Here is a 21,878-nt window from a genome sequence, read left to right on the forward strand (position 1 = left end):
GTTCACCCCCGGACCGGGTGGGGGGTTACCACTACCCCTCCCGCCCCTCCCGCCTCAAGGCCGGTAGGCAGGAAGACCCTGAACCTACGTGATCGGCTTTCGTCACACGCCCTGATCGAGTCCCAGTCACTCAACTGACCGCCGATCTCCCGGAATCCGAGTGCGGCCGCCACCCGTCGGGAGGCCTCGGGACGCGCACGCCACTGCGGTAACAGTCCGGCGCCAAGCGCGTGGGCCACCGCCCCGGAGGCCACCTGCCGCGCCAGACCGTGCCCTCTTCGTTGCGGAGCGGTCAGCACACACAGGTGCGCGGTCGACGCCGGCCACCTCCGGTATCCCGCAGCAGCCACGACCTCCGGGCCGTCACGCACCACGAACACCGGGGAGTCGACCTCGTCGATGCCGCTCTCGGCCGCATCCTCCGGCCCCGCCAATTCCGCCAACGCCCGAAGGCCCTCATGACCCGGCGGCAAGCACCCGACCGCCGCCCCACCGGACTCAGGGCGGAAGTCGTCCTTCGAGAGGTAGGCCAGCACGGCGGGTCCGAGCACCTCGACCACCGGCAGCAGCGCCCGGAGCGTGCTGAGGCACATCAGGGACTCAACCGGCGTGTCCACCACCGCACGACGGAACAGCAGCGCCTGAGCCTCGTCGGGCACGGTGATCACCGCGGCATCGTCCAGCCTCACGATCCCCGCCCAGGCGACCGGGCACAGCCGGGACTCGGCAGAGACAGCGATCACGGAGCCTCGGTCCGACGGGAACGACACAGGTGCCCCCGCCAACTGTTCCCAGAGGCTCCGCGCACGGGCCGGTAAGTCATCGGTCATGACCCGATCCTGCCACTTACCGATCGTCTCAGTACGACGTGCGGGGGCATCTCAAGTGGAGAATTCTGCAGGTGAGTTGGAGCAGGGCAGGGCGGTGCGTCCGGTGCCTGGTTCTGATCATGCGGTTGAGCGGACGGCGTCGAGGCCGGTGCGCAATGATCAGTCCATGACCGAGATCGTCTTGATGTCAGATCTGAAGATTGCAGCCATACCGGTGGAGGACTGCAACGAACCGCTCCTTGATGTCCGACGTCAGGATCCCTTCCCCGTCGACACGCGAGAGCAAGACGATGCCGGGGCCTTCGCGCACGTGCGCGAAGGTGTCCTGAACCGCCTTCTCGATGCCCGGGAGCTTCTGCCGGACGGCATCCAGTTGCTGTTCATCGAGGGGTACCGGCCGCCTGCGGTGCAACGTTTCTACTTCGAGCGGTATGCCGAAACGCTCCGGAACGACAACCCCGGCTGGCCCTCGGAGCAGGTTCGTGCTGCCGCAAGCCGGTTCGTGTCTCCCCCGGAGATCGCCCCGCACAGCGCCGGCGCTGCCGTCGACGTGACTCTCGTCGCCGCCGATGACCGGGAACTTGACATGGGAACGCCGGTGGATGCCAGCCCGGAAGTGAGTAAGGGCGCCTGCTACACCGCCGCACACAACATCAGTTCGGAGGCGCGTGGGAACCGGCAGATCCTCACCGAGGCCCTGACCGCAGCGGGCATGGTCAACTACCCGACCGAGTGGTGGCATTGGTCCTACGGCGATCGCTACTGGGCACTTGCTACCGGCGTCGGCCACGCCGTCTACGGACCGCGGGAGCTTGGCTGACGCTCCGGAGACCGGCACTCACGCGGGGGGATCCGTCCCATGCGGGGCTGCCTCGTCCGTGCGGACACGGTCCGTGCTCAGCGGATCGCGAGGCCGAGGATGCGCTGGATCAGGTCGGGGTAGGTCCAGCCGGCCCCGGTCGCCGCGAGCGGCAACAGGCTCGTTGCCGTCAGGCCGGGTAGTGCGTTCACCTCGAGGCACATCGGCTCGCCCCCGGTGTCGCAGCGGAAGTCGGTGCGCGAGTAGGAGTCGCCGTCGAACCCCAGCGCCCGGTGCGCGTGCAGGGCCAGCTCCTGCAGCCGGGACGCGAAGGCCGCCGGGACCCGCGCGGGGCACACCTCGCTCACCGCTCCCGGCTGGTACTTGGCGGCGTAGTCCCACACCGGAGTCGTCAGCTCGATCTCGACCACCGGAAGCACCTGGTCACCGACCACGGCCACAGTGAACTCGCGCCCCGGCAGGAACGGCTCCACCAGCAGCTCGACCCCACGGGAGCGCACGTCGGAAGCAACCTGGCCCAATTGCGACAGCGAGTCGACCCGGTGCACCGACACACTCGACCCGTCCGCTGCCGGCTTTGCCACCACCGGACCCGCCGCAACCAGTCGTGCCACGTTCTCGGGCACGTCTCCGTCCCCGGGCCGCCACAGTGCCCGTTCGACCACCGGCAGCCCCACCGCACCGAGTACCGCCTGCGCCCGGCCCTTGTGCCAGGCCGCCGCACACGCCGCGCTGCCTGCACCGGTGAACGGGATGGCCGCCATTTCCAGCAGCGTCTGCACGTGCCCGTCTTCACCCCAGCCACCGTGCAGCGCCAGGAATACGGCCTCCGCTCCGCGCAGGAGTTCAAGGACCGGACCGTCCGTCAGAGCCGCGTACATGCGCCGCCGCCACTGCTGCTGATCGGAGAGGGAGGGTGGTTCCTTCGCGACGCTGAATCCGTCGACCGTGTCACCGGGGTGCAGCGGTCCGGCCAGGACCGGCACCGCTGCGGCCGGATCGACCAGCACCACCTCGTGACCCCGCTCCAGCAATGCCTGGGCGACCGACCAGCCCGAGGCCAGCGAAACATCCCGCTCGGAGCTCTCTCCACCGCATAAAACCACAACGCGCATATGCGCGATTCTGCCGCATCACCGTCGCCCGCGCTCCGCGGGCATGGCCACCGGCAGGGGCGCGCCAAGACGGCGTGCAGGAACTGGCGCTGCGCTCACCGACGGGCAGCCATACCCCCGGTTGCGCGGCGGACGACGCGAGTTATCCGGCCCGCAGCGGAGCAGGCTCTCCGTCTCCACCTCCTCCTTATGCCTTACGCGCCCTCCATCCCTTCCGCACCGGCCTCGCCGGGCCGTCCGACCGTGTCATCGGCGTGCCGGCTGAAGACCGGCAGCGCCCGCACCAGGTCCGGGGGAAGAGCAAGGCCCTGCTCGGAAGACGGGTCGACCGCCATCCACAGATCGTCCGCCGGCCAGTTCGCGGCCAGGTCGACGACGGGGATGCGGAGCGCGGTCTCCAGGTCGCCCCCGGCCGTCAGCAGCGCATTCTCGGTGGTGAAGACGGGGACGTACCGGTTGCCGTCCTGTTCGATCACCGGCAGGGAAACAGCGCCCTCGGGACGCTCCTCCTCGCCCTCGGCCGGTGGCGCCTGCGGCAGTAGCGCCACGCTGGCCGCGAGCTCGACCAGGGCGGCCTGGGTGTCCGCCGCCTCCGCCGCGGACTGTGTGCCGTCGGCGGAAGGTTCTCCGGCCGGGGGCGCGTTTTCGTCTGGGGTCAGGGGGCTCATGGCTTGTCCTCTCGTCGGCGTTGCTCACCGGCCACCCGCACGACACGGGTCGGCGCGGTTGCCGCAGTCGCCGCCGGATGCCGCCCAGCGGCATGGGGCCGGGGCAAGCGTGGCAATACCTCCAAGGCTAAGCCGCCCCGCGTACTCCGCAACGTTCCCGGTCAGGGGACCGTCGGCAACCACGTTCGACCTGGTCAGGCGGCCTGGTCAGGCGACGTCTCCCGAGTGCGGACGGACCGCCGAGTCGCATGGTGCGGCGCGTCGTAAACCCGGGCGGACCACCCCAGGGCGGACGATCGGAGAGTCGACGTCATCCGTACACAGAAAGGTTCACCATGGCCACCACACGTAACGCTCACACCGAGTGGGAGGGCGAGTTGTTCAAGGGCCTGGGGGAGGTCACGCTCGACTCCTCGGGAGTCGGTCACTTCCCCGTGACCTGGGCTTCCCGTGCCGAGGACCCCAATGGGAAGACCAGCCCCGAGGAGCTGATCGCCGCCGCCCACTCCAGTTGCTTCTCCATGGCCCTGTCGAACACGCTCACCGGAGCCGGAAACCCACCGACGCTGCTCACGACGAAGGCCGCGGTCACCTTCCAGCCCGGCACCGGCATCACCGGAATCCACCTCACCGTGGAGGGTCAGGTACCCGGCATCGACGAGTCCGCCTTCAAGTCCGCGGCCGAGGACGCCAAGGTCAACTGCCCGGTGAGCCAGGCCCTCGCGGGCACCACCATCACCCTCACCGCCACCCTGTCCTGACCCCGCGAACGCGACACCAGGCCCCCTCTCCACTTCGGCACGAGGGGGCATTCGTCTGCCCGGGGCGCTTCGGCTGGTGGCGCGCGGGTCCGCGTTTGCACCCGGACAACTGAACCTGAAAGCCGAGGAGTTGGGACAACTGATCGGCAAGGTTCGTCCCCGAGGAGCTTTCCGCCTCTCCGCCTTTTCCGTCCGGCCGTGTCCTCGCCCAGGAACCGGGCGAGGAACGCTCAGCGTCTCCCCACCGGTCAAACGTGAGGCTTGAGGTTGAGGAGTATGCGAAGTGCGGATCTACATCAGCGCGGACATGGAAGGCATCACGGGGCTCGTCGATGCCGATGACGTTCAGCCGGGCGGGCGGGATTACGAGCGCGGACGTCTGATGATGGCGGAGGACGTCAACGCGGCTGTCCGCGGTGCCCTGGCGGCGGGTGCCACCGATATCGTCGTCAACGATGCGCACGGCCCCATGCGCAATCTGGTGCCCGCGACACTGCACCCGGAGGCCCGCCTCATCCGCGGCAAGCCCAAGCACATGGGCATGCTCGAAGGCCTCACCCCCGAACATGACGCCATGATCTGCGTCGGCTACCACTCTCGAGCCGGCACACTCGGCGTGCTGAGCCACAGCTTTATGGGGCACGAGATCGAGGACATATGGCTGGACGGCATACCGGTGGGCGAGATCGGCCTGACCCACGCCACCGCAGCGGTGCTCGGTGTGCCCATGGCGGCCCTCACCGGTGACGACAGCGCCTGCGCGGAGACCTTGGCGTGGGACGATTCGGTCACCACCGTGGCCGTGAAGAGCGCACATGACCGCTTCGCCGCGAAGCTGCGCCCGGCTGCGGAAGCACGCCAGGCGATCGAGGAAGCGGTCACGGCCGGTCTCTCCGCAACGCGGAAGGCACCCCGGAGCGCCGCGACTTCGGGCTCCTCCACCCTCAGGGTCCGTTGGCAGTCGGCCTCGGTGGCTTCGGCACTTCTGGGAATCCCCTCGGTCACCTCCGTGGACAGCCGGACCGTCCAGACGGAAGGCCAACTCCCGGCCCTGTACCGCCTCTTCGGCGTATGGATGCGGGTAGCCGCCTCCTTTACCGGCCAGGCGCCGTACTGCTGACCGTCGTATCCGTCGCTCCGTCCCACGATCAGATCCGGTTGCGTACTCCGGCACGGGCAAGCGGGTGCCCGCAGGGTGAGCCTGCTCGATTCCTGTGAGGCCCTGGCCGGGGGACTCTGCCGTCGCCGGACCGATCTGGCGAAGAAGCATGCAACCTGCAACGCGGCAGTATCGACCCCGAGCCGCTCAGTAGGGTGTCGGCATGATTCGCGCTGTGGTCTTTGACGTCGGTGAGTGCCTGGTCGACGAGACGCGGGAGTACGGAACGTGGGCTGACTGGCTCGGCGTGCCGCGTCACACGTTCGCGGCGATGTTCGGTGCGGTCATCGCACAAGGCCGGGACTACCGCGAGGTTTTTCAGGAGTTCCGGCCCGGATTTGACCTGTACGAGCAGCGGGACGCGCGTGCCGCTGCAGGCCGGCCGGAGCACTTTGACGAGTCAGATCTGTACGCCGATGTCCGGCCCGCCCTGGCGCACTTGCGCGGCGACGGCTTGTGGCTCGGCATCGCGGGGAATCAAACCGTGCGTGCGGGCGGGATCCTCCGCGGTCTGTTCACCAACGATGTCGACCTCATCGGCACGTCGGATGACTGGGGAGCCAGCAAGCCCGATCGGCTCTTCTTCGAGCGCGTGGCCGACGTTGTCCCCTTCGCGAACGATCAGATTCTGTATGTCGGGGACCGCGTGGACAACGATCTCCGACCCGCCGTGGCCGCTGGTATGCATACCGCACTCGTTCACCGAGGCCCATGGGCCACGATCCAGTGGAACACCGTGGAGGCGCGCGAGCTGCCTACGTTCCGTATCGAGTCGCTGATGGAACTGCCGGAAGCCATCACGAAGTTCAACGAGCGAGAGCGCTGACCGTCGTCGTCCAGCCGTATAGCCGGTCGTCAAGATCTCGCACACACCGGGCATGTTGGTGCGGGGTGAGCGCTCGCCGTACTTCCCTGACCCGGTCCATGCCCGTCGCGTACCAGGTGACCTCCAACTGGTCGAGGGCAAGGCACGCGTATCGGCACGCTTCCTCTGGCTGGCCGGCTGCGGCCTCGACCGCGGCCAGGTCACCAAAGATGACGGTGCGCTGCTTGTCCTCGGTGGCCGACATGTGATCCAGGACGCTGAGCAGCGTTGCGCGGGCCTGAGGCAGGTGGCCGGCCTTGAACTGAGTGTGGCCCTTGAACGCGGCCAGGCGGACAGCGTCGAACCAGTCCATCCATGCTGGCGTCATGTGCTCGGACCCTGCCGTGAGGGTATCCTCGGCGTGCCTGATCAGGTGCAGTGCGGTGCGTGTGTTCCCGCACCGCGTTTCGCACTCGGCCTCGACGGCGTCGAGCCATGCCCAGAGCTCTGCTGAGGCAGGACCGCGTCGGGCATATGCGCGGGCAGCGACCATGTGCTCCGTGGCACTTTCATGATCTCCCGCCCACCCGGGGATGAAGGCTGTGTGCGCGAGGATCGCGGATCCGATCAAGGAATCTTCGGCCTCACTTGCGGCCTGTAGGGCACGGAGCAGGGTGGTGCCGGCGTCATCAGGCTCTCGAAGGTCGAAGAACTCGATACGCCCGGCGAGTAGCCATGTCTCAGCGAGGGCGGCCGCCACCGCGCGGCGCGTCTGACCGGCGGTTCCGGGGAGCAGCGCGCAACCGAGGTCGGCGTGGGCGATAACGGCTGGGTGGAGGGTGGCGGGTGTCACGGACCAGTACAGGCCGCGATGGGACCGGGTGACGCTTGCATAGTCGGCCGCCACCGATGCGGGCTGCATGGGCACGGGGGACTGCGAAGGGACGGCGGACAGACGACTACTGGCGCTTCTTGAGGTGGAGGCGTGACGCTGGGGCCCGTTGGGGTGGTCACGTCCGGGCGGAATGATGAAGCCAAGGTTTTCCAAATCCTGACCAGTCAAGTGCATGAGGCGCTGCTGTAGGTCCGGGTGAGGCCATGGCGGGTTGTCGGACTCCCAGCGTCGGACTTGCCTTACGCCTACGCCAAGTGCCTCGGCGAAGACTTGCTGGGTCGGGTAACCAGCCGCCACGCGGGCGGACTTGAGCTTGGTGTTGCCTGCAGGCCGCGTCACCGGTGCACCTCCATCATGGGGTCGTGGACAGTGTCACCCCGAAGTCCTCACCTTGGCTACTCATCACCCGATAGGTATCACCAAAGTCCCCTTTGCTGCACACGAAAGGCCTCTGGAAGTCCTCGTGCTGAAGGGGTGAGAGGGCCAGTCTTGACACACGTTGACCGAGCAACGGTGTGAAAGGAGCCGCACTATCCCCACCACCCGAGATCATTCCGAAGCCCCTGACCGTGCCACTCAAGAGGCCGGCATCAACAGCCGTGGTGCTGTCCGTGCAAGGGTGGCGATGCGAACATGACGGACATCAGGCAGAGCTGCAGACCAACGACAGGACCATTACGGCGGGTGAGCTCGAGGCAATCGACTTGCTCGCCATCGAAGAGACCATCACATCGGCATTGGGCGCGAGCCGGGGACAGCTGCAGGTGAGCATGCTCGTCGGCCTTAGGGCGCAGCTGCGTGGCCACATCGCGTTACTCCGGGAGCCTGCCCGGAAGGCGGTCGACCGGATGTGGCACGGCGGCGTCGAGTGGCATCGGCACATCACGCGGCTGGACAGTGTCGAGCGACAGGCGGCGCAGGAGTTGAGCTCACTCCCGTTGGGTGCCCTGATCGAGGTGCAACTGATGGCCCGCGATTGCCAGTGGCTCCTGGACGGCTACCGGGAGGGCTGGCGGTGACCCAGGAATGGTGCTCCATCTGCCGTAAGGATACGACTCCACGGGCGGCGTGGTGAGTACCCGCCAGCCGGAGGTCGGCGACGAAGTCGAGTACGCCCCCGGACGTCGAGCCGTGGTGACAGACATCCGCAGAGGTGACTACTACCTCCGGTCGCCCGGAAACCGGGAATGGCCGGTGCCGGACCCCCAGGAGCTGACGGTGAAGCGGACGCGCGCTGAGCGGATTGCGGCGGGGGACCTCTGATGAGTGGCGCAGACACCGCCGCCTCCTGCCCGGCCTCGCACGGCTCGCCGGCGCCCGGTCCACGGCGAGCCCCGGCGGCTGCGCCCTTGAAGCCCCCGTAACGGGCCGGTTCTTTTGTGTAGCAGCCGCTTCGCCATTACCTCCCGAGTAATCGACCCCCACCCCACCACCCGGCAAGGTGACGTCATCGGTTCACGGGCCGGCGCACTCCGGCCCGTGAACCGGTACTGGGCAGCAGGGCCCGGTACCGGTGCCGTTCGGATCTCACCAGGAGCAGGAGTAGGTCATGACGCAGCAGGAGCAGCAGGAGCAGCAGGAGCAGCAGGTTGGGCAGCAGTCCGCGGGTGCGGGGGAGCGGTACGCGGCGGCGGTTGCGCGGTACTTCGAGGCGTGGAATGCGACGGAGGAGGGGGCGCGGGGCAAGGCTGTCGCGGCGGCCTTCGGGGAGGACGCCACGTATACGGACCCGTTGGCCGATGTCGTGGGGCACGAGGGGCTGGCGGCGGCCATCGCGGGGGCGCATGCGCAGTTCCCCGGGTTTGTGTTCCGGCAGTTGGGGGGCGTGGACGGGCACCATGACATGGCGCGGTTCGGGTGGGAGCTGGTCAGTGTGGCGGATGGTTCGGCGCCGGTGGCCGGGTTCGATGTGGTGCGGCTGGGGGAGGACGGGCGGATCCGGTCCGTGTGCGGGTTTCTGGACCGGGTGCCGTCGGCAGGCTGAACTGTCCGAGCCGTCGAGCCGTCGAGCCGTCGAGCCGTCGAGGGTCGAGCCGTCCCGTACGGCCCGAGCCCTTCCGTAAGCCCGTGCCCTCCCGTAAAGCCCGGGCAGCCGCCGTCCCCTATGGGCCCGTCTCCCGCAGGTACGCCGCCGTTTGCGGGTCGGCCGGGAGAAGGGTCTCCACCGCCAGCTCGGAGACGGTCACGTCCATAGGGGTGTTGAACGTGGCGATGGTCGAGATGAAGGAGAGCACGGTGTTGTGGTGTTCGAGCATCATGGGGAGGGCGAAGGGGGCGTGTTCGCCGAAGGCTGCCGTTTCGTGGCCGCCCGGGGGCAGGGGGTAGGCGATCACCTCGTCGTAGAGGGCGCGCAGGCGGGGGGAGCGCATCAGGGCCAACTGGCGTTCCATCTGGGCGAGGAGGTGGCTGCGCCATTCCAGGTAGTTGCGGATGCGGGGGGCCAGCCCGTCGGGGTGCATGGTCAGGCGCATGGAGTTCAGCGGGGGCTGGAGGAGGGCAGGGGCGATGCCGTCCAGCAGCAGGGTGACACCGCGGTTTGCCGCCTGTACGTGGTAGGTCCCGTCGACCACCAGGGCGGGGAAGGGCTCGTAGCCGGTCAGGAGGCGTTCCATGCCGGAGCGCAGGGCGGCCATCGACGGGTCGTCCAGTGGTGTCTCAGGGAAGGTGGGGGCGTAGCCCGCTGCGATCAGCAGGGCGTTGCGCTCCCGTACGGGGACGTCGAGGTGTTCGGCGAGGCGGAGCACCATCTCCTGGCTGGGGCGGGAGCGGCCGGTCTCGATGAAGCTGATGTGGCGGGCGGAGGAGTCGGCGCGCAGGGCCAGTTCCAGCTGGCTGATCCGGCGCCGGTCGCGCCATTCGCGCAGCAGGGAGCCCACGCCTGTGGTCGTCTCCGGCGAGGATGCCGCAGCAGTTGTCATGGGAGGGACGGTAGCCGAGGGGCCGGTGCGGGTGGGGTGTCGGGAGGAGCGCGCGCCGTGGGTGCGCGAAAGTGTCGTCGGCGTGCCACGCTGGAATGGTCGCGGGCGTCGTGGCAGTGGGCGGCGGCGGCCCGAGTAACCATAACCGTGCATATTCATTCGTATTCGTGCGTATCGGGACCGGCTCGTCGGTGGCCGGCACACGCGGAGAGGCGAACGCCATGACCGCTCAGCTGGAACCGCTCAGCTTCAAGGAGATCGAGGACCGTCTCGCGGAGCTGCCCGGCTGGTCCGTCGAGGGCGGGATGCTGTGCCGTGGCTACGCCTTCCACGGGCACTTCCCGGCTGCCGCCATGGTCATCCATATCGCGCAGATCCAGGAGGAGTTGGGTCATCACGCCGAGCTGACGCTGGGGTACAACCGACTCGCGGTCTCGGTGAACACCCACAGCATCGGCGGACGGATCACTCATCTCGACTTCGGCCTGGCCCACCGGATCGAGGCGATCGCTCCGGGGCACGGAGCCCGCTGATCCGTCGCCGCGGGCCGTGGAGCCCGCTGGTCCTGTCTGTCGCTCCGGGGGCGCACACCGCCCCCGGAGTGCGGCTGCACCGTGGTGGCCGGGCCGAGCCCCCCGCCGCCGCCCCGCCCGCCCCACACCGTCCCGGCCCGCCCTCAGCTCCCCGCGCGCGGCCGGACCACGCGCCCCGCGCGCGCCAGTTCCACATTGAACTGGGCGCCGGACAGCAGTGACAGGTGGGAGAACCACAGCCAGATCAGGAACACCACCGGCCCCGCGAGCGAACCGTAGAGCCGGTTGAAGGTGCCGACGTACGAGGTGTAGGCCGCGAAGCCGGCGGAGGAGACCAGCCAGAGGAGCACGGCGACGACGCCGCCGGGCACCGCCCTGCGCACGCCGCGGGAGCTGGGCGGGCCGGAACGGAACAGCACCATCGCCAGCACCGTGGCCAGAAGCAGCAGCAGCGGCCACTTCAGCAGGTTCCAGGTCGCCTCGCCCGCCTCGCCCAGCCCGATGGCCCGGCCCAGTGCGGTCGCGATCGGCCCGCTCACCAGCAGGGCCACCGCGCTGCTGATCAGCAGCGCCATCAGCAGCAGCGCCGTCATCAGGATCCGCGGTGCCTTGCGCCACGGCGGACGGTCGTCCTTGGTGCGGTTCATGGCGTGCAGCGCGCGGCGGAAGACGGCCAGATAGCTGCACGACGACCACAGGGCGCTGATCAGGGCGCCGCCCAGCACCACCCAGGCGGCGGTGCGCTGATGCGCCATGCCGACCAGCGCACGGTGCACGGTCGGGCCCGACTGGGCCGGTGCGATCGACGTGATCTGGTTGATGAGCTGCTCGGTGGCCGCCGGATCGGCGAGACCGATCAGCGACACCGTGACGATCAGCGTCGGCAGCAGTGCCAGCACCGAGTAGTAGGTCAGGCTCGCGGCCCAGTCCGTCACATCGTCGTGCCACACCGACAACGGTGTGCGGCGCAGTGCGGTACGGAACTGGGCCCACGTCGGCAGCGCGGCCGGCTGCCTCGGCCCCGCCGCCCCGAGTGCGCGGTCCAGCTGCGTCCGGTCCAGCCCGCGGCGCATACCGCTCCCGGCCATGTCGTATCCGTCCTCTCCGTCGCATCCGTCGTATCCGTCCTGCATCATCTCCCGGCACGGATGCCGCGCACGACACGACGGCCCGGCCCGCGGGCCCCGGCCGCTCCGCTCCGGCCCGGCTCCGCCACCCCGGCCCGGCTCCGCCACCCCGGCCCGGCTCCGCCACCCCAGGCCACCCTGGCTACTCCAGCCCGCGTGCCCGCTTGAACCGCGCCAGCCCGTCCGCCAGGTCCACCACGGGATCCGGATAGTCGTACGCCGCGCGCTCCGGCCCGGTCAGCTTCCACGGCTGGTGCACCGCGGCGCCCGCGAGGCCGGCCAGCTCCGGCACCCAGCGCCGTACGTACTCGCCCCGCGGGTCGAACCGGCCGGCCTGGGCCAGCGGATTCAGCACCCGGTTGGGGCGGGTGTCGGTGCCGGTCCCGGCCACCCACTGCCAGTTGAGCTGGTTGTTCGCCATATCGCCGTCCACCAGCCAGTCCAGGAAGTGCCGCGCGCCCACCCGCCAGTCCACATACAGCGTCTTGGTCAGAAAGCTCGCCACCAGCATCCGCGCCCGGTTGTGCAGCCACCCCTCGTGCAGCAGCTGCCGCATCCCCGCATCGACCACCGGATAGCCGGTACGGCCCTCCTTCCACGCCGTCACCTCGGCGTCGTCGTACCGCCAGCGGTCGCCCCTGGTGCGATAGTCGGCGCTCGCCGCGCCGGGGCGGGCCGCCAGCACCTGATGGTGGAAGTCCCGCCAGGCCAGCTGCCGTACGAACGCTTCGGCACCGGCGTCCGGGCGGGCCGACGCCTTGTGCACCAGCTCCACCGGCGAGAGGCAGCCGAAGTGCAGATACGGCGAGAGCCGTGACGTGGCATCGCCCGGCAGGTCGTCCTGCCGGTCCTGGTAGTCGGCCATGCCGGAGCGCTGCCAGGCCCCGAACCGGCGGCGCCCCGCCCGCTCGCCGCCCTCCGGCAGCGCGGGCGACGGTTTCCCGCCCGGGCACAGGTCCGCCGCCGACGGCAGGTCCTCGGACCGCGCCCCGTCCGGGACGCGTACGGACCGCGGCGCGGGCAGCACCGACCGCAGCCCCGCGGCCTGCCAGCGCCGGAAGTACGGCGTGAAGACCGCGAAGTGGTCCTTGTCCGGACCGGAGGGCAGCACCGCGGCGGGCGGCAGCGCCGTGATGACGGCGTCGTGCACCACCAGCGCCCGCCCCGCCGCCGCCAGATCGCCGGCCAACCGCCGCTCCCTGCGCAGCGCATAGCCGCTCACCCCGGCCGCGAGATGCACCTCGCCGGCCCCGGTCTCCGCCGCCACCCGGCAGGCCTCGGCCACCACATCCCCCGTACGGATGACCAGCCGACCGCCGCAACCGCGCAACCCGGCATCGAGATCCGTCAGCGCGCCGGCCAGGAACGCCGCCCGGTTGGGCACCATGAAGCCCGCGTCGGCGACCCCCGTATCGACGACGAACAGCGGCACCACCCGCGCCGCCGAGCGCAGCGCGGCATGCAGCACCGGCTGATCGTGCAGCCGGAGGTCGGAGCTGAACAGGCAAACGGCTACATCCATGCCCTACGTCTACACCGAACCCGCGCCGCGCGACCGCCCGCCGGGGCGCGCCCCGTCCAGCGACGCACTCCGGTCAAGCGACGTGACCCGTCAAGCGGCCCGGTCCCGTCCAGCGACGCGCTCCCGGCCGAGCGACGCGATCCCGTCAAGCGAACGGCAGCCCGCGCCACGGCGAGGCCGGGTCCTGGGTGAGGGCCCGGTGCAGGTGCACGGCCTGCGCGTACTCCGGCCCGAACCAGCCGTTGTCGAACGCCAGCATCCGCCCCAGCGCATAGCCCGCGGCGAACTCTTCCCACGAGCCGTACACCTCCCTGGCCTTCGCACCGGCCTGCGTTACGGCCTGTTCGGCCTGCTGCGGTGCGCACAGCCGGGCGCCCAGGCCCCAGCGGACGAGAGCGACGGCATGCGCGAGGTCCAGCGCGACGAGCGACAGGACCCGGCCGTCCGCCGGCGGCAGCAGGCCGTCGGCGCGGAACCGCTCTTCGTACCTGGTCACGAGCTCGGGGACGGCCGGCGTGGCGGCGGTGTCCGGGGAGCCCGCCCCGGCCTCATCGGTCCGGCTCGCGTCCGTCGTGTCCGCCTCGTCCGCAGCGCCCCCGCCGGTCCCGGCCCCGGCCCCGGCGCCGCGTCCGCCGGCCCGTGCCCGCAGCGCGGTCTCCGTCTCCGCCGGTACGAACTGTCCGCCGAGCAGCTGGTCCAGGCGCTGCTGCCAACCGGCGGGATCGGTCACCGACCACTGTTCGTGCAGCGTCTGTGCATCGGCGGCGTGATCGAGGAAGGCCGTACCGAGTTCGTTCCACGGCACGCTGTGGTGCACCGCGAGCGGCGCACCGCACGCCAGCCCCTGTGCCACCGGGCCGTGCAGCGGACCGCCGAAGTGCGTGACGAGCAGGCCGCCGGGCCGGGCCCCGACCTGAGCACGCCGCTGCAGCCAGCCCGCCCGGTGGGCCGGGGAGGCGGCCAGGTACGCGGCACACGGCGTCCCGGGGTTGACCGCGAGCCGCCATTTGTCGTTCGGCCAGTCCTGCGCCAGTTCCTCCAGCGAAACCCGGTCGAAGAACTGCTGCGGCTGCCACGGCGGCAGCATGCCGCGGGTCAGGACGGGAATGCACTTACCACCCGCCGCCGGGTCGTCGTAGACGGGCAGCGGGTCCTGGCCCTGCTGCGGTGCCGCCAGATACAGATCCTCACCGGCGATCGCCGCGATCTGACCGTCCCAGTCACCACGCACCGTCGCTTCGTACAGCCGCCGCTCGGTATCCGTCGGCGGTATCCATCCCGGAGTAGCCACGGGCCAGACCCTACGGTCGCGCCCTGCTCCGCCGGAATCCGGGGCTGCCGGAGCGGCAACGTGGATTCGCACGACCGGTAACGGAGGCTCGATGTCATGAGCAACGACGAACGGCCCGCACCCGGGCACGGCCCCCACGACACGGCGCAGATCGACTGGGAGGTGTTCGGCCCGCTCCTCGAACGGGGCGCCGAGCTGCACCTGCCGCTCTACGAGCAGGCCGCCGCCTGGCTGCGGCAGCTCCTCGCCGGGACGGCCGTGGTCGCCGACCAGGGGGTGGACCGGGTGCTCGACGTCGGCAGCGGGCCGGGCGTCGTCAGCTGTCTGCTGGCGCATGCCTTCCCCGCCGCCGAAGTGGTCGCCGTGGACGCGAGCGCGGCACTTCTGGAGCGGGCACACGCCCGGGCCGGGCGCCTCGGCCTCGGCGACCGGGTCCGCACCCATCTCGCCGAACTCCCGGACGGGCTCGACGCCCTCGGTGGCGCCGACCTCATCTGGTCCGCCAGGACCCTGCACCACGTCGGTGACCAGCGTGCCGCGGTCGCCGCCCTCGGTGCTCATCTGCGGCCCGGCGGGCTGCTCGCGGTCTCCGAGGGCGGCCTCCCCCCGCGCTTCCTGCCGCGCGACATCGGCATCGGGCGCCCGGGGCTGCAGTCCCGGCTCGACGCGGCCTGCGAGGATTGGTTCGTGGAGATGCGCGCGGCGCTGCCCGGCGCCGTCGACGACACCGAGGACTGGCCCGCCTTCCTCGCCGACGCCGGCCTGCGCACCCCGCGCACCCGCAGTTTCCTGCTGGACCTGCCGGCCCCACTGACCGAGGATGCGCGCGCCTACCTCCGGGACCACCTGACCCAGGGGCTCGACCTGTACGGCGACCGCCTGGACGAGGGCGACCGCACCACCCTCGCCCGTCTCGCCGACCCCGATGACGCCGTCGGTATCGTCCGCCGCCCCGACGCCTTCCTGCTGTCCGCGCAGACCGTCCACACGGCCCGCGCGCAGTAGGAGCGGTGGGCGGTCCCTCAGCCTTGATGCATCGGCTTCGGGCTGATCACGGCGAATGTCGCGCCCTGCGGATCGGCCACCACGGCCATCCGGCCGGCGACCATGTCGAAGGGCTGCTGCAGCGCCGCACCGCCGGCCGCGGTGATCTTGTCGACCGTGCCATCGGTGTCCGTCACCGCGAAGTACACCAGCCAGTGCGAGGGAGTGCCGGACGGCATCTGTTCGGACATCGGCTGCATTCCGCCGACCGGCCGGTCCTTCACCGTAAGGGCGTAGTAGTTCTCGGCGCCCTCCATGGGGGCGCTGTCGATTCCGAGGGCCGCCTTGTAGAACGTGGCGGCGGCGGACGGGTCGGTGGTGTTGAGCTCGTTCCAGATGAGTGCGCCCGGTTCGTTGACGATGCCGGCGCCGGGGAAGTCCATGGGCTGCCAGATGCCGAACACCGCTCCGGTGGGCTCGGCCGCGATACACATCCGGCCGAGCGTCATCACGTCCGTGACCGGCATCAGGAGCGTGCCGCCGGCCTGGCTCACCGCTTCGGAGGTGGCGTCCGCGTCGGCGGCCGACAGGTAGGTGGTCCACACGGTCGGCGGCGCGGGCTGGCCGCCCATCGGGACGGCGGCCATGATTCCGGCCACCGGCTTGCCGTTCAGCGTGCAGACGGCATAGCCCCCGGTCTCCGCGGGCCCGATCTCTCCGGCCCACCCGAAGACCTCGGAGTAGAAGTCGATGGCGGCTTGCTGGTCAGGGGCCGCGAGATCGATCCAGCAGGGCGTTCCGGGCTGGTAGGGAGAGGTGACTTCAGGCATCGTGCCTCCTCGCTGGGGGCACCTCCCCTGCCAGGGCACGGGGGAGGCGCAGGGCAAAGCGAGGGGTACCGGCCCCGGTCGGCATGCGCCGGGTCCGCCCCACGCTCACCCACCACACTTCCTGCCGTCCGCCGGGCCCGCCACTCGGGTACGGCAACGGCGCCGCCCGGACGAGCCGGGCGGCGCCGCTGTGGAGCGCCGTTACCGAGCGGCGGTCAGGCCACGTCGAAGGTGGCCGGGTCCGGGCCGATCCGCTTTCCGGTGTCCAGGCCGGCGAGGGCGGCAAGGTCCTCGTCGTCCAGCTCGAAGTCGAAGACGTCGATGTTCTCCGCGATGCGCGAAGGGGTGACGGACTTCGGGATGACGACATTGCCGAGCTGGAGGTGCCAGCGCAGGACCACCTGTGCGGGCGTCTTGCCGTGCTTGGCGGCGAGCGTGGCGAGCGTCGGGTCCTCCAGGAGGCCCTTGCCCTGGCCGAGCGGCGACCAGGCCTCGGTCACGATGTTGTGCCGGGCGTGGAAGGCGCGGGACTCGGCCTGCGGGAACTGCGGGTGCAGCTCGATCTGGTTGACGGCCGGGACGACGGAGGTCTCGCCCAGCAGCCGCTCCAGGTGCTCGGGCCGGAAGTTCGAGACACCGATGGCCTTGGCGCGGCCCTCCGCCTGAATCTTCTCCAGGGCCTGGTACGTCTCGACGTAGCGGTCCTTCGACGGGAGCGGCCAGTGGATCAGGTAGAGATCCACATACTCCAGGCCGAGCTTGGTGAGGGAGGCGTCGAAGGCGCGCAGCGTGGAGTCGTGGCCCTGGTCGGCGTTCCAGAGCTTGGTCGTGACGAACAGTTCGTCACGGGCGATTCCGGAAGCGGCGAGCGCCTTGCCCGTGCCCTCTTCGTTGCCGTAGATCGCCGCGGTGTCGATGCTGCGGTATCCGGCCTCCAGGGCCTGGCCGACGGCGGTGAACGCCTGGTCGTCCTCGACCTGCCAGACGCCGAAGCCCAGCTGCGGCATCGCTACGCCGTTGTTGAGCGTGATGGCGGGAACCTTGCTCACGGGGGAATCGATCCTTACGTCGTTTTTCTCGTTCACGGAGGTCAACGACCATCCGTGGTCGCGCATTCCCGCACGGGCCGACGGGATGCGGGCGGAGGGCGGAGTATTCATGCGAAGGCGCCGTGAGCGGGACCGGCCGGCGGCGCCCCACGCCGGTCGTGGCCGGTGGTACGGGGGCATGCCGCGGTGGTCGCGGCAGCGGGTTCGCCGAGAGTGAACGCGCTGGTGGGGGAGCACATCACCAGCCGGGGCGCCCCCGGGAAGCCCCGAGGGACGGGCCCCTCACGCCTGGTACAGCGCGTCCACCTCGACCTGGTACGTCGTCTCGATCGCCTTGCGCTTGAGCTTCAGCGACGGGGTCAGCAGCCCGTGCTCCTCGCTGAACTGGTTGGCCAGTATCCGGAACGTACGGATCGACTCGGCCTGCGAGACCAGTGTGTTGGCGGCGACCACGGCGCGCCGGATCTCGGTCTCCAGATCCGGGTCGCGCACCAGGTCGGTCGGCGGCATCTCCGGCTTCTCCCGCATGGCCAGCCAGTGCGCGACCGCCTCCGGGTCCAGGGTCACCAGGGCCGCGATGAACGGCCGGTCGTTGCCCACGACGATGCACTGGGCGACCAGCGGATGCGCCCGCACCCGCTCCTCCAGGCCCACCGGTGAGACCGTCTTGCCGCCGGAGGTGACCAGGATTTCCTTCTTGCGGCCGGTGATCGTCAGATAGCCGTCCTCGTCCAGCGCGCCCAGGTCACCCGTGGAGAACCAGCCGTCGTGCAGCACGGCATCGGTCGCCTTGGGGTCGTTGTGGTAGCCGTGGAAGATCTGCCCGCCGTACAGCCAGATCTCGCCGTCCTCCGCGATGTGCACGGTGGTACCGGGGACCGGGGTGCCGACGGTGCCGAAGCGGGTCCGCTCGGGCGGGTTGGCGGTGGCGGCCGCGGTGCTCTCCGTCAGGCCGTAGCCCTCGAAGATCCGCACGCCGGCGCCGTCGAAGAACAGTCCGAGCCGGCGCTCCATCGCGGAGCCGCCCGACATCGCATGCCGCACCCGGCCGCCCATCGCCGCCCGGACCTTGCTGTAGACCACCTTGTCGAAGAACTGATGCTGCATCCGCAGCGCGGCGCTGGGCCCCGGCCCGGTGCCGAAGGCCTTGTGCTCCTGGGCCTCGGCATAGCGGACGGCGATCTCGACGGCCTTGTCGAACGGTCCGGCCTTGCCGTCCGCCTCCGCCTTGCGCCGGGCCGCGGCGAAGACCTTCTCGAAGATGTAGGGCACCGCCAGGATGAAGGTCGGCCGGAACGTCTGCAGGTCCGGCAGGAGCGCACGGGCCGCCAGCTCGGGCTGGTGGCCCAGCTTGACCCGGCCACGCACCGCGGCGACCTGGACCATCCGCCCGAAGACATGCGCCAGCGGCAGGAACAGCAGGGTGGCGGCCTCGTCGTCGCCCTTGGAGGTGAAGACGGTCTCGTGGCGCAGCACGATGTTGTCGGCCTCGGCCATGAAGTTGGCGTGGGTGATCACGCAGCCCTTGGGGCGGCCGGTGGTGCCGGAGGTGTAGATGATCGTCGCGGTGGCGTCCGGGGTGACGGCCATCCGGTGGCGGTGCACGACGTCGTCGTCGATATGCGCACCCGCCGCGGTCAGTTCGGCCACCGGGTCGGCGTCCAGCTGCCACAGCTTGCGCAGATGGGGAAGCCGGTCGATGACCGAGCCGATGGTCATCGCATGGTCCTCGTGCTCGACCAGGCAGGCCGAGACGCCCGCGTTGTGCAGCATCCAGAAGACCTGCTCCGCCGACGACGTCGGATACAGCGGTACGGACTGGACGCCGATCGACCACAGCGCGAAGTCGAACAGGGTCCACTCATAGCGCGTACGCGACATGATGCCGACACGGTCGCCGAACCGGACGCCCTGCGCCAGCAGGCCCTTGGCCAGTGCGATGACCTCGTCCCGGAATGTTCCGGCGGTGACGTTCTGCCAGTTGCCCGCGTCGTCCTTACGGGCGAAGGCGACACGCTCGGGGTCGGCCTCGGCGTACTCGTAGACAACGTCCGCCAGCCCGCCGACCCGGGGCGCGGTCGCCAAAGGCGGGACGGTGAACTCGCGCAATGACCCAGCTCCTCGTGGTGTTGCTCACAAGGCCGCGACCGTACCCCAACGTGACCGCATCCGGCAGGGCCGTACCACGTGGTGAATCCGGCGGCATGGGATCTGGCCAACCGTCGAAATCGGGTTACTTCGGAGAAGCCTGGACATGAGCCAGCCGGTTCAACGCCGGACGATCACGACGCCGGGACCATATCTGCACCAAATCTCTGCACCTGGTACCGGATCGGGCGAACGCCTGGCACAGAGCCCTGGCCAGGGCTTGCCCTGCGGGCCGAGGGGCGGGGGTCGGGGGCCGGGCGGCGGGCCCCTCCCGTGCCTCAGGAGAACGAACTCCACTCCGCCGAGTTCCGGTAGTCCGGCGCGTGGCTGAATCCGGACCGGCTTGGCGTGATCACGCCCCTCGTATGTGCCATAACACCCTGAACGTCCCGGGTTGCGACGATCAGCCCGTCGAGCGTTCCGCTGGTGCATTGCCGGGCGGCGCGGCTCAGCGCTTCGCACCCCCGCGCACCCCGTCCAGTGGCAGTCCCAGGACCAGCGGACCGCCCACCGGGGCGTTGGCACTGCGTACGCGAGACAGTTCGGCGTCGGTCAGGGCCCGCCGGTAGACCCGTACCTCGTCCAGCGCACCGGTGAACTGGGCGCGACTGTCGGGCCGCTGACCCAGGTGCACGCCGAAGACCGAGCCGCGGCTGACCGACCCCGGGACATCGGGGACGACGGTGGTCTCCCCGCCGTCCACGGTGAGCAGCAGCCGGCCGCCCGTGCGGCGCAGGGCCAGATGGTGCCAGTTCCCGTCGTTGTACGCGTCGTGGGTCACGGCCTGGGCGGTGGCGGCCGGGGCGGGGCCGTCGACGGCGGTGACGCGGGCGATGATCCGGGCGTGGCCGGGGTCGCCCTCCACCGCGACCTGCGGGGACTTGCTGCCCACCCCGCCCATCCACCACAGCGGCTGTTCGCCGGCGGTGGCGTCATAGCGGAGCCACAGGCTGCAGGTGAAGTCGTGGGTGCCGAGCGGGAGGGAGCTGCGGTAGGGGAGGCGTACCGCGTCGTCGGCGCCGTCGAAGGCCAGCGCCTGACCGAAGCGGCCGCCGGTGGTCCGGGCGCCGCCCAGGACGAAGGCCGGGCGGGCGCCCGGGGCGGCGTCACCCGTCGTGGGATCCGGGCCGCGGCGCGGACCGAGCCAGTCCTCGGTGAAGCGGGCGAAGCGGATCTCGTCCCGGGCGTCGACCGCGCCGCCCTCGTACATCAGGCCGGTGACGTCGTCGGAGACGGCGACCAGGTCCGAGTAGCCGGACCAGTCGGTGGTCACCCGGGCGCCCCGGTCGACGCCCTCCCAGGTGCGGCCCTCGTCCCAGGAGGAGCGGATGGTCATGGTCCGGCGCCGGTCGGGGTCGGCGGGCGCCGCGAACAGGGTGCGGCTGCGGCCGGCGCGCGGGTGCGGCAGCCGGAGCGCCGAACCCTGCACCATCGGGGTGTAGAGGTCGGGCAGGGCACGGAACGGGGCGGCGAAGGAGTTGCCGCCGTCACGGCTGACCGCAGCGGTGCGGTGGCCCAGGTCGGTGCCGTCCTGTTCCCGCCCGTTGACGTAGACCGAGCCGTCGGAGCGTTCCAGGAGCGCCATCTCCGAAGGCTTTTGACGGAATGTGCCGTCAGCGGCGACGGGCCAGGTGTCCAGCGCGCCGACCTTCCAGGTGGCGCCGCCGTCGTCGCTGTGGACGAGCGCGGCGTGGTTGGCGGTGACCCGGTTGTCCGCGTAGCTCTCGGAGTTGATGCCGAACACCAGACGGCCCGCGTGCCGTCCCCGGGTGAGCTGGATGCCGTGCAGGGGCCCGGTGGCGTACCACGAATTCCACTGCGGGGGACGGACGGCGGCGGTCAGGTCCCGGGGCGCGGACCAGGTGGCGCCTTCGTCGTCGCTGTACTGGAGGTGCGGGGTGCGGTCGCAGGGGACCTCGCAGCTGAGGCCGTCGGTGCGGCCCTTGTTGTAGGTCTCGGCGAGCACGATCCGGCCGGTGCGGCGGTCCACGATGGGCGCCGGGTTGCCGTGGGTGTCGCCGTTGCCGTGGTTGATCACCTGGAGCGGCCCCCAGGTGCGGCCGCCGTCGGTGGAGCGCTTGAGGACGAGGTCGATATCGCCCGCGTCACCGCAGTCGTGCCGCCGGCCCTCGGCGAACGCGAGGAGGGTGCCGCGCACGGACTTCACGACGGCCGGTATACGGAAGCAGAAGTAGCCCTGTTCCTGGGACGCTTTGAAGAGGATCTGCTGCTCGAAGCCGCCGGTGGGGGAGGGCGCCGCGGCGGTGGCACGGGCGCTGTCCGATGCCCTGTCAGGCATGGCGTGTGCGGGGGCGGTCGGGAGGAGGGCGAGGGCGGTGGCGGTCAGCGCGGTGAGCAGGGCCACGGCGCGGCGCCGGGGTCTGCGGCGGGGGCTGGGGTGTGCGCGGAGAACTGACGTCATG

20 protein-coding genes are annotated in these 21,878 nt (G+C 70.5%); 8 read left to right on the plus strand and 12 right to left on the minus strand.

Going from position 1 to position 21,878, the window contains the following annotated elements:
- Positions 1-2: 2 nt before the first annotated feature.
- The gene (locus CFW40_RS30235) at positions 3-668 is read right to left on the minus strand and encodes a GNAT family N-acetyltransferase (RefSeq protein WP_306427446.1); all 666 of its coding nucleotides are present in this window, start codon (positions 666-668) and stop codon (positions 3-5) included.
- 328 nt (positions 669-996) lie between these two features.
- On the opposite strand from CFW40_RS30235, the gene CFW40_RS30240 reads away from it, so the two are divergent.
- Positions 997-1,650, plus strand: coding sequence for a M15 family metallopeptidase (locus CFW40_RS30240; RefSeq protein ID WP_088800966.1), 654 nt, complete (start codon positions 997-999; stop codon positions 1,648-1,650).
- 77 nt (positions 1,651-1,727) lie between these two features.
- On the opposite strand, the gene CFW40_RS30245 is transcribed toward CFW40_RS30240, so the two are convergent.
- Both CFW40_RS30245 and CFW40_RS30250 read right to left on the minus strand, forming a co-directional pair.
- Positions 1,728-2,765, minus strand: coding sequence for a D-alanine--D-alanine ligase (locus CFW40_RS30245; RefSeq protein WP_088800967.1), 1,038 nt, complete (start codon positions 2,763-2,765; stop codon positions 1,728-1,730).
- A gap of 194 nt (positions 2,766-2,959) precedes the next feature.
- Positions 2,960-3,433, minus strand: coding sequence for an SseB family protein (locus tag CFW40_RS30250; RefSeq protein ID WP_088800968.1), 474 nt, complete (start codon positions 3,431-3,433; stop codon positions 2,960-2,962).
- A 335-nt stretch (positions 3,434-3,768) separates the two neighbouring features.
- Here CFW40_RS30250 and CFW40_RS30255 point away from each other — a divergent pair, with 335 nt between their 5' ends.
- The 3 genes from CFW40_RS30255 to CFW40_RS30265 all read left to right on the plus strand — a co-directional run bounded on the left by CFW40_RS30255 (position 3,769) and on the right by CFW40_RS30265 (position 6,179).
- Positions 3,769-4,194, plus strand: coding sequence for an OsmC family peroxiredoxin (locus tag CFW40_RS30255; RefSeq protein ID WP_088800969.1), 426 nt, complete (start codon positions 3,769-3,771; stop codon positions 4,192-4,194).
- 283 nt (positions 4,195-4,477) lie between these two features.
- Positions 4,478-5,314, plus strand: a complete 837-nt coding sequence (locus tag CFW40_RS30260) for a M55 family metallopeptidase (protein WP_088800970.1) — start codon at positions 4,478-4,480, stop codon at positions 5,312-5,314.
- A gap of 202 nt (positions 5,315-5,516) precedes the next feature.
- Positions 5,517-6,179, plus strand: a complete 663-nt coding sequence (locus CFW40_RS30265; protein WP_088800971.1) for an HAD family hydrolase — start codon at positions 5,517-5,519, stop codon at positions 6,177-6,179.
- On the opposite strand, the gene CFW40_RS30270 is transcribed toward CFW40_RS30265, so the two are convergent.
- Positions 6,160-7,392, minus strand: coding sequence for a helix-turn-helix transcriptional regulator (locus CFW40_RS30270; protein WP_088800972.1), 1,233 nt, complete (start codon positions 7,390-7,392; stop codon positions 6,160-6,162). The two genes, CFW40_RS30265 and CFW40_RS30270, sit on opposite strands and share 20 nt — an antisense overlap.
- Before the next feature lie 260 nt (positions 7,393-7,652).
- Here CFW40_RS30270 and CFW40_RS30275 point away from each other — a divergent pair, with 260 nt between their 5' ends.
- Both CFW40_RS30275 and CFW40_RS30285 read left to right on the plus strand, forming a co-directional pair.
- Positions 7,653-8,072 (plus strand): DUF6415 family natural product biosynthesis protein, encoded by a 420-nt coding sequence (locus tag CFW40_RS30275; protein ID WP_088800973.1) that lies wholly within the window; start codon positions 7,653-7,655, stop codon positions 8,070-8,072.
- Positions 8,073-8,602: 530 nt separating this feature from the next.
- A complete protein-coding gene (locus tag CFW40_RS30285) occupies positions 8,603-9,037 on the plus strand; it encodes a nuclear transport factor 2 family protein (RefSeq protein WP_088800975.1) in 435 nt (144 codons plus the stop codon).
- A gap of 118 nt (positions 9,038-9,155) precedes the next feature.
- Here CFW40_RS30285 and CFW40_RS30290 read toward each other — a convergent pair whose 3' ends face one another.
- Entirely contained in the window at positions 9,156-9,971 is an 816-nt protein-coding gene (locus CFW40_RS30290) for a helix-turn-helix domain-containing protein (RefSeq protein ID WP_176956338.1), read from the minus strand.
- A 221-nt stretch (positions 9,972-10,192) separates the two neighbouring features.
- On the opposite strand from CFW40_RS30290, the gene CFW40_RS30295 reads away from it, so the two are divergent.
- Positions 10,193-10,504, plus strand: a complete 312-nt coding sequence (locus tag CFW40_RS30295) for a 4a-hydroxytetrahydrobiopterin dehydratase (RefSeq protein ID WP_088800977.1) — start codon at positions 10,193-10,195, stop codon at positions 10,502-10,504.
- 143 nt (positions 10,505-10,647) lie between these two features.
- Here CFW40_RS30295 and CFW40_RS30300 read toward each other — a convergent pair whose 3' ends face one another.
- The 3 genes from CFW40_RS30300 to CFW40_RS30310 all read right to left on the minus strand — a co-directional run bounded on the left by CFW40_RS30300 (position 10,648) and on the right by CFW40_RS30310 (position 14,426).
- Positions 10,648-11,592 carry a YihY/virulence factor BrkB family protein gene (locus CFW40_RS30300; protein WP_088802455.1) on the minus strand — a complete coding sequence of 315 codons (945 nt, stop codon included), beginning with the start codon at positions 11,590-11,592 and terminating at the stop codon, positions 10,648-10,650.
- Positions 11,593-11,773: 181 nt separating this feature from the next.
- Positions 11,774-13,153, minus strand: coding sequence for a deoxyribodipyrimidine photo-lyase (locus CFW40_RS30305; RefSeq protein WP_088800978.1), 1,380 nt, complete (start codon positions 13,151-13,153; stop codon positions 11,774-11,776).
- 145 nt (positions 13,154-13,298) lie between these two features.
- Positions 13,299-14,426, minus strand: a complete 1,128-nt coding sequence (locus CFW40_RS30310) for a DUF1266 domain-containing protein (protein ID WP_088802456.1) — start codon at positions 14,424-14,426, stop codon at positions 13,299-13,301.
- A 114-nt stretch (positions 14,427-14,540) separates the two neighbouring features.
- Between CFW40_RS30310 and CFW40_RS30315 the strand changes: the two genes are divergently transcribed.
- A complete protein-coding gene (locus tag CFW40_RS30315; protein WP_088800979.1) occupies positions 14,541-15,449 on the plus strand; it encodes a trans-aconitate 2-methyltransferase in 909 nt (302 codons plus the stop codon).
- 17 nt (positions 15,450-15,466) lie between these two features.
- Here CFW40_RS30315 and CFW40_RS30320 read toward each other — a convergent pair whose 3' ends face one another.
- From CFW40_RS30320 to CFW40_RS30340, 4 genes are all read right to left on the minus strand, one after another.
- Positions 15,467-16,258, minus strand: a complete 792-nt coding sequence (locus CFW40_RS30320) for a VOC family protein (RefSeq protein ID WP_088800980.1) — start codon at positions 16,256-16,258, stop codon at positions 15,467-15,469.
- 215 nt (positions 16,259-16,473) lie between these two features.
- Positions 16,474-17,307, minus strand: coding sequence for an aldo/keto reductase (locus CFW40_RS30325; protein WP_088800981.1), 834 nt, complete (start codon positions 17,305-17,307; stop codon positions 16,474-16,476).
- Positions 17,308-17,589: 282 nt separating this feature from the next.
- On the minus strand, positions 17,590-19,416 hold the full coding sequence (locus tag CFW40_RS30330; RefSeq protein WP_088800982.1) for a long-chain fatty acid--CoA ligase: 1,827 nt from the start codon (positions 19,414-19,416) through the stop codon (positions 17,590-17,592).
- A 487-nt stretch (positions 19,417-19,903) separates the two neighbouring features.
- Positions 19,904-21,877 carry an exo-alpha-sialidase gene (locus CFW40_RS30340; RefSeq protein WP_176956337.1) on the minus strand — a complete coding sequence of 658 codons (1,974 nt, stop codon included), beginning with the start codon at positions 21,875-21,877 and terminating at the stop codon, positions 19,904-19,906.
- Position 21,878: the final 1 nt, after the last annotated feature.

Origin of the sequence: Streptomyces sp. 2114.4 (assembly GCF_900187385.1) — a bacterium.
In the GTDB taxonomy this organism is placed as follows: Bacteria; Actinomycetota; Actinomycetes; order Streptomycetales; family Streptomycetaceae; genus Streptomyces; species Streptomyces mooreae.

Excerpts from the sequence above, each read along its gene's own strand:
- CFW40_RS30265 (WP_088800971.1), top strand. The coding sequence starts at position 5,517 with ATGATTCGCGCTGTGGTCTTTGACGTCGGTGAGTGCCTGGTCGACGAG.
- CFW40_RS30255 (WP_088800969.1), top strand. The coding sequence starts at position 3,769 with ATGGCCACCACACGTAACGCTCACACCGAGTGGGAGGGCGAGTTGTTC.
- CFW40_RS30305 (WP_088800978.1), bottom strand. The coding sequence starts at position 13,153 with ATGGATGTAGCCGTTTGCCTGTTCAGCTCCGACCTCCGGCTGCACGAT.
- CFW40_RS30315 (WP_088800979.1), top strand. The coding sequence starts at position 14,541 with ATGAGCAACGACGAACGGCCCGCACCCGGGCACGGCCCCCACGACACG.
- CFW40_RS30240 (WP_088800966.1), top strand. The coding sequence starts at position 997 with ATGACCGAGATCGTCTTGATGTCAGATCTGAAGATTGCAGCCATACCG.
- CFW40_RS30300 (WP_088802455.1), bottom strand. The coding sequence starts at position 11,592 with ATGGCCGGGAGCGGTATGCGCCGCGGGCTGGACCGGACGCAGCTGGAC.
- CFW40_RS30290 (WP_176956338.1), bottom strand. The coding sequence starts at position 9,971 with ATGACAACTGCTGCGGCATCCTCGCCGGAGACGACCACAGGCGTGGGC.
- CFW40_RS30295 (WP_088800977.1), top strand. The coding sequence starts at position 10,193 with ATGACCGCTCAGCTGGAACCGCTCAGCTTCAAGGAGATCGAGGACCGT.
- CFW40_RS30245 (WP_088800967.1), bottom strand. The coding sequence starts at position 2,765 with ATGCGCGTTGTGGTTTTATGCGGTGGAGAGAGCTCCGAGCGGGATGTT.
- CFW40_RS30320 (WP_088800980.1), bottom strand. The coding sequence starts at position 16,258 with ATGCCTGAAGTCACCTCTCCCTACCAGCCCGGAACGCCCTGCTGGATC.
- CFW40_RS30340 (WP_176956337.1), bottom strand. The coding sequence starts at position 21,877 with ATGACGTCAGTTCTCCGCGCACACCCCAGCCCCCGCCGCAGACCCCGG.
- CFW40_RS30250 (WP_088800968.1), bottom strand. The coding sequence starts at position 3,433 with ATGAGCCCCCTGACCCCAGACGAAAACGCGCCCCCGGCCGGAGAACCT.
- CFW40_RS30285 (WP_088800975.1), top strand. The coding sequence starts at position 8,603 with ATGACGCAGCAGGAGCAGCAGGAGCAGCAGGAGCAGCAGGTTGGGCAG.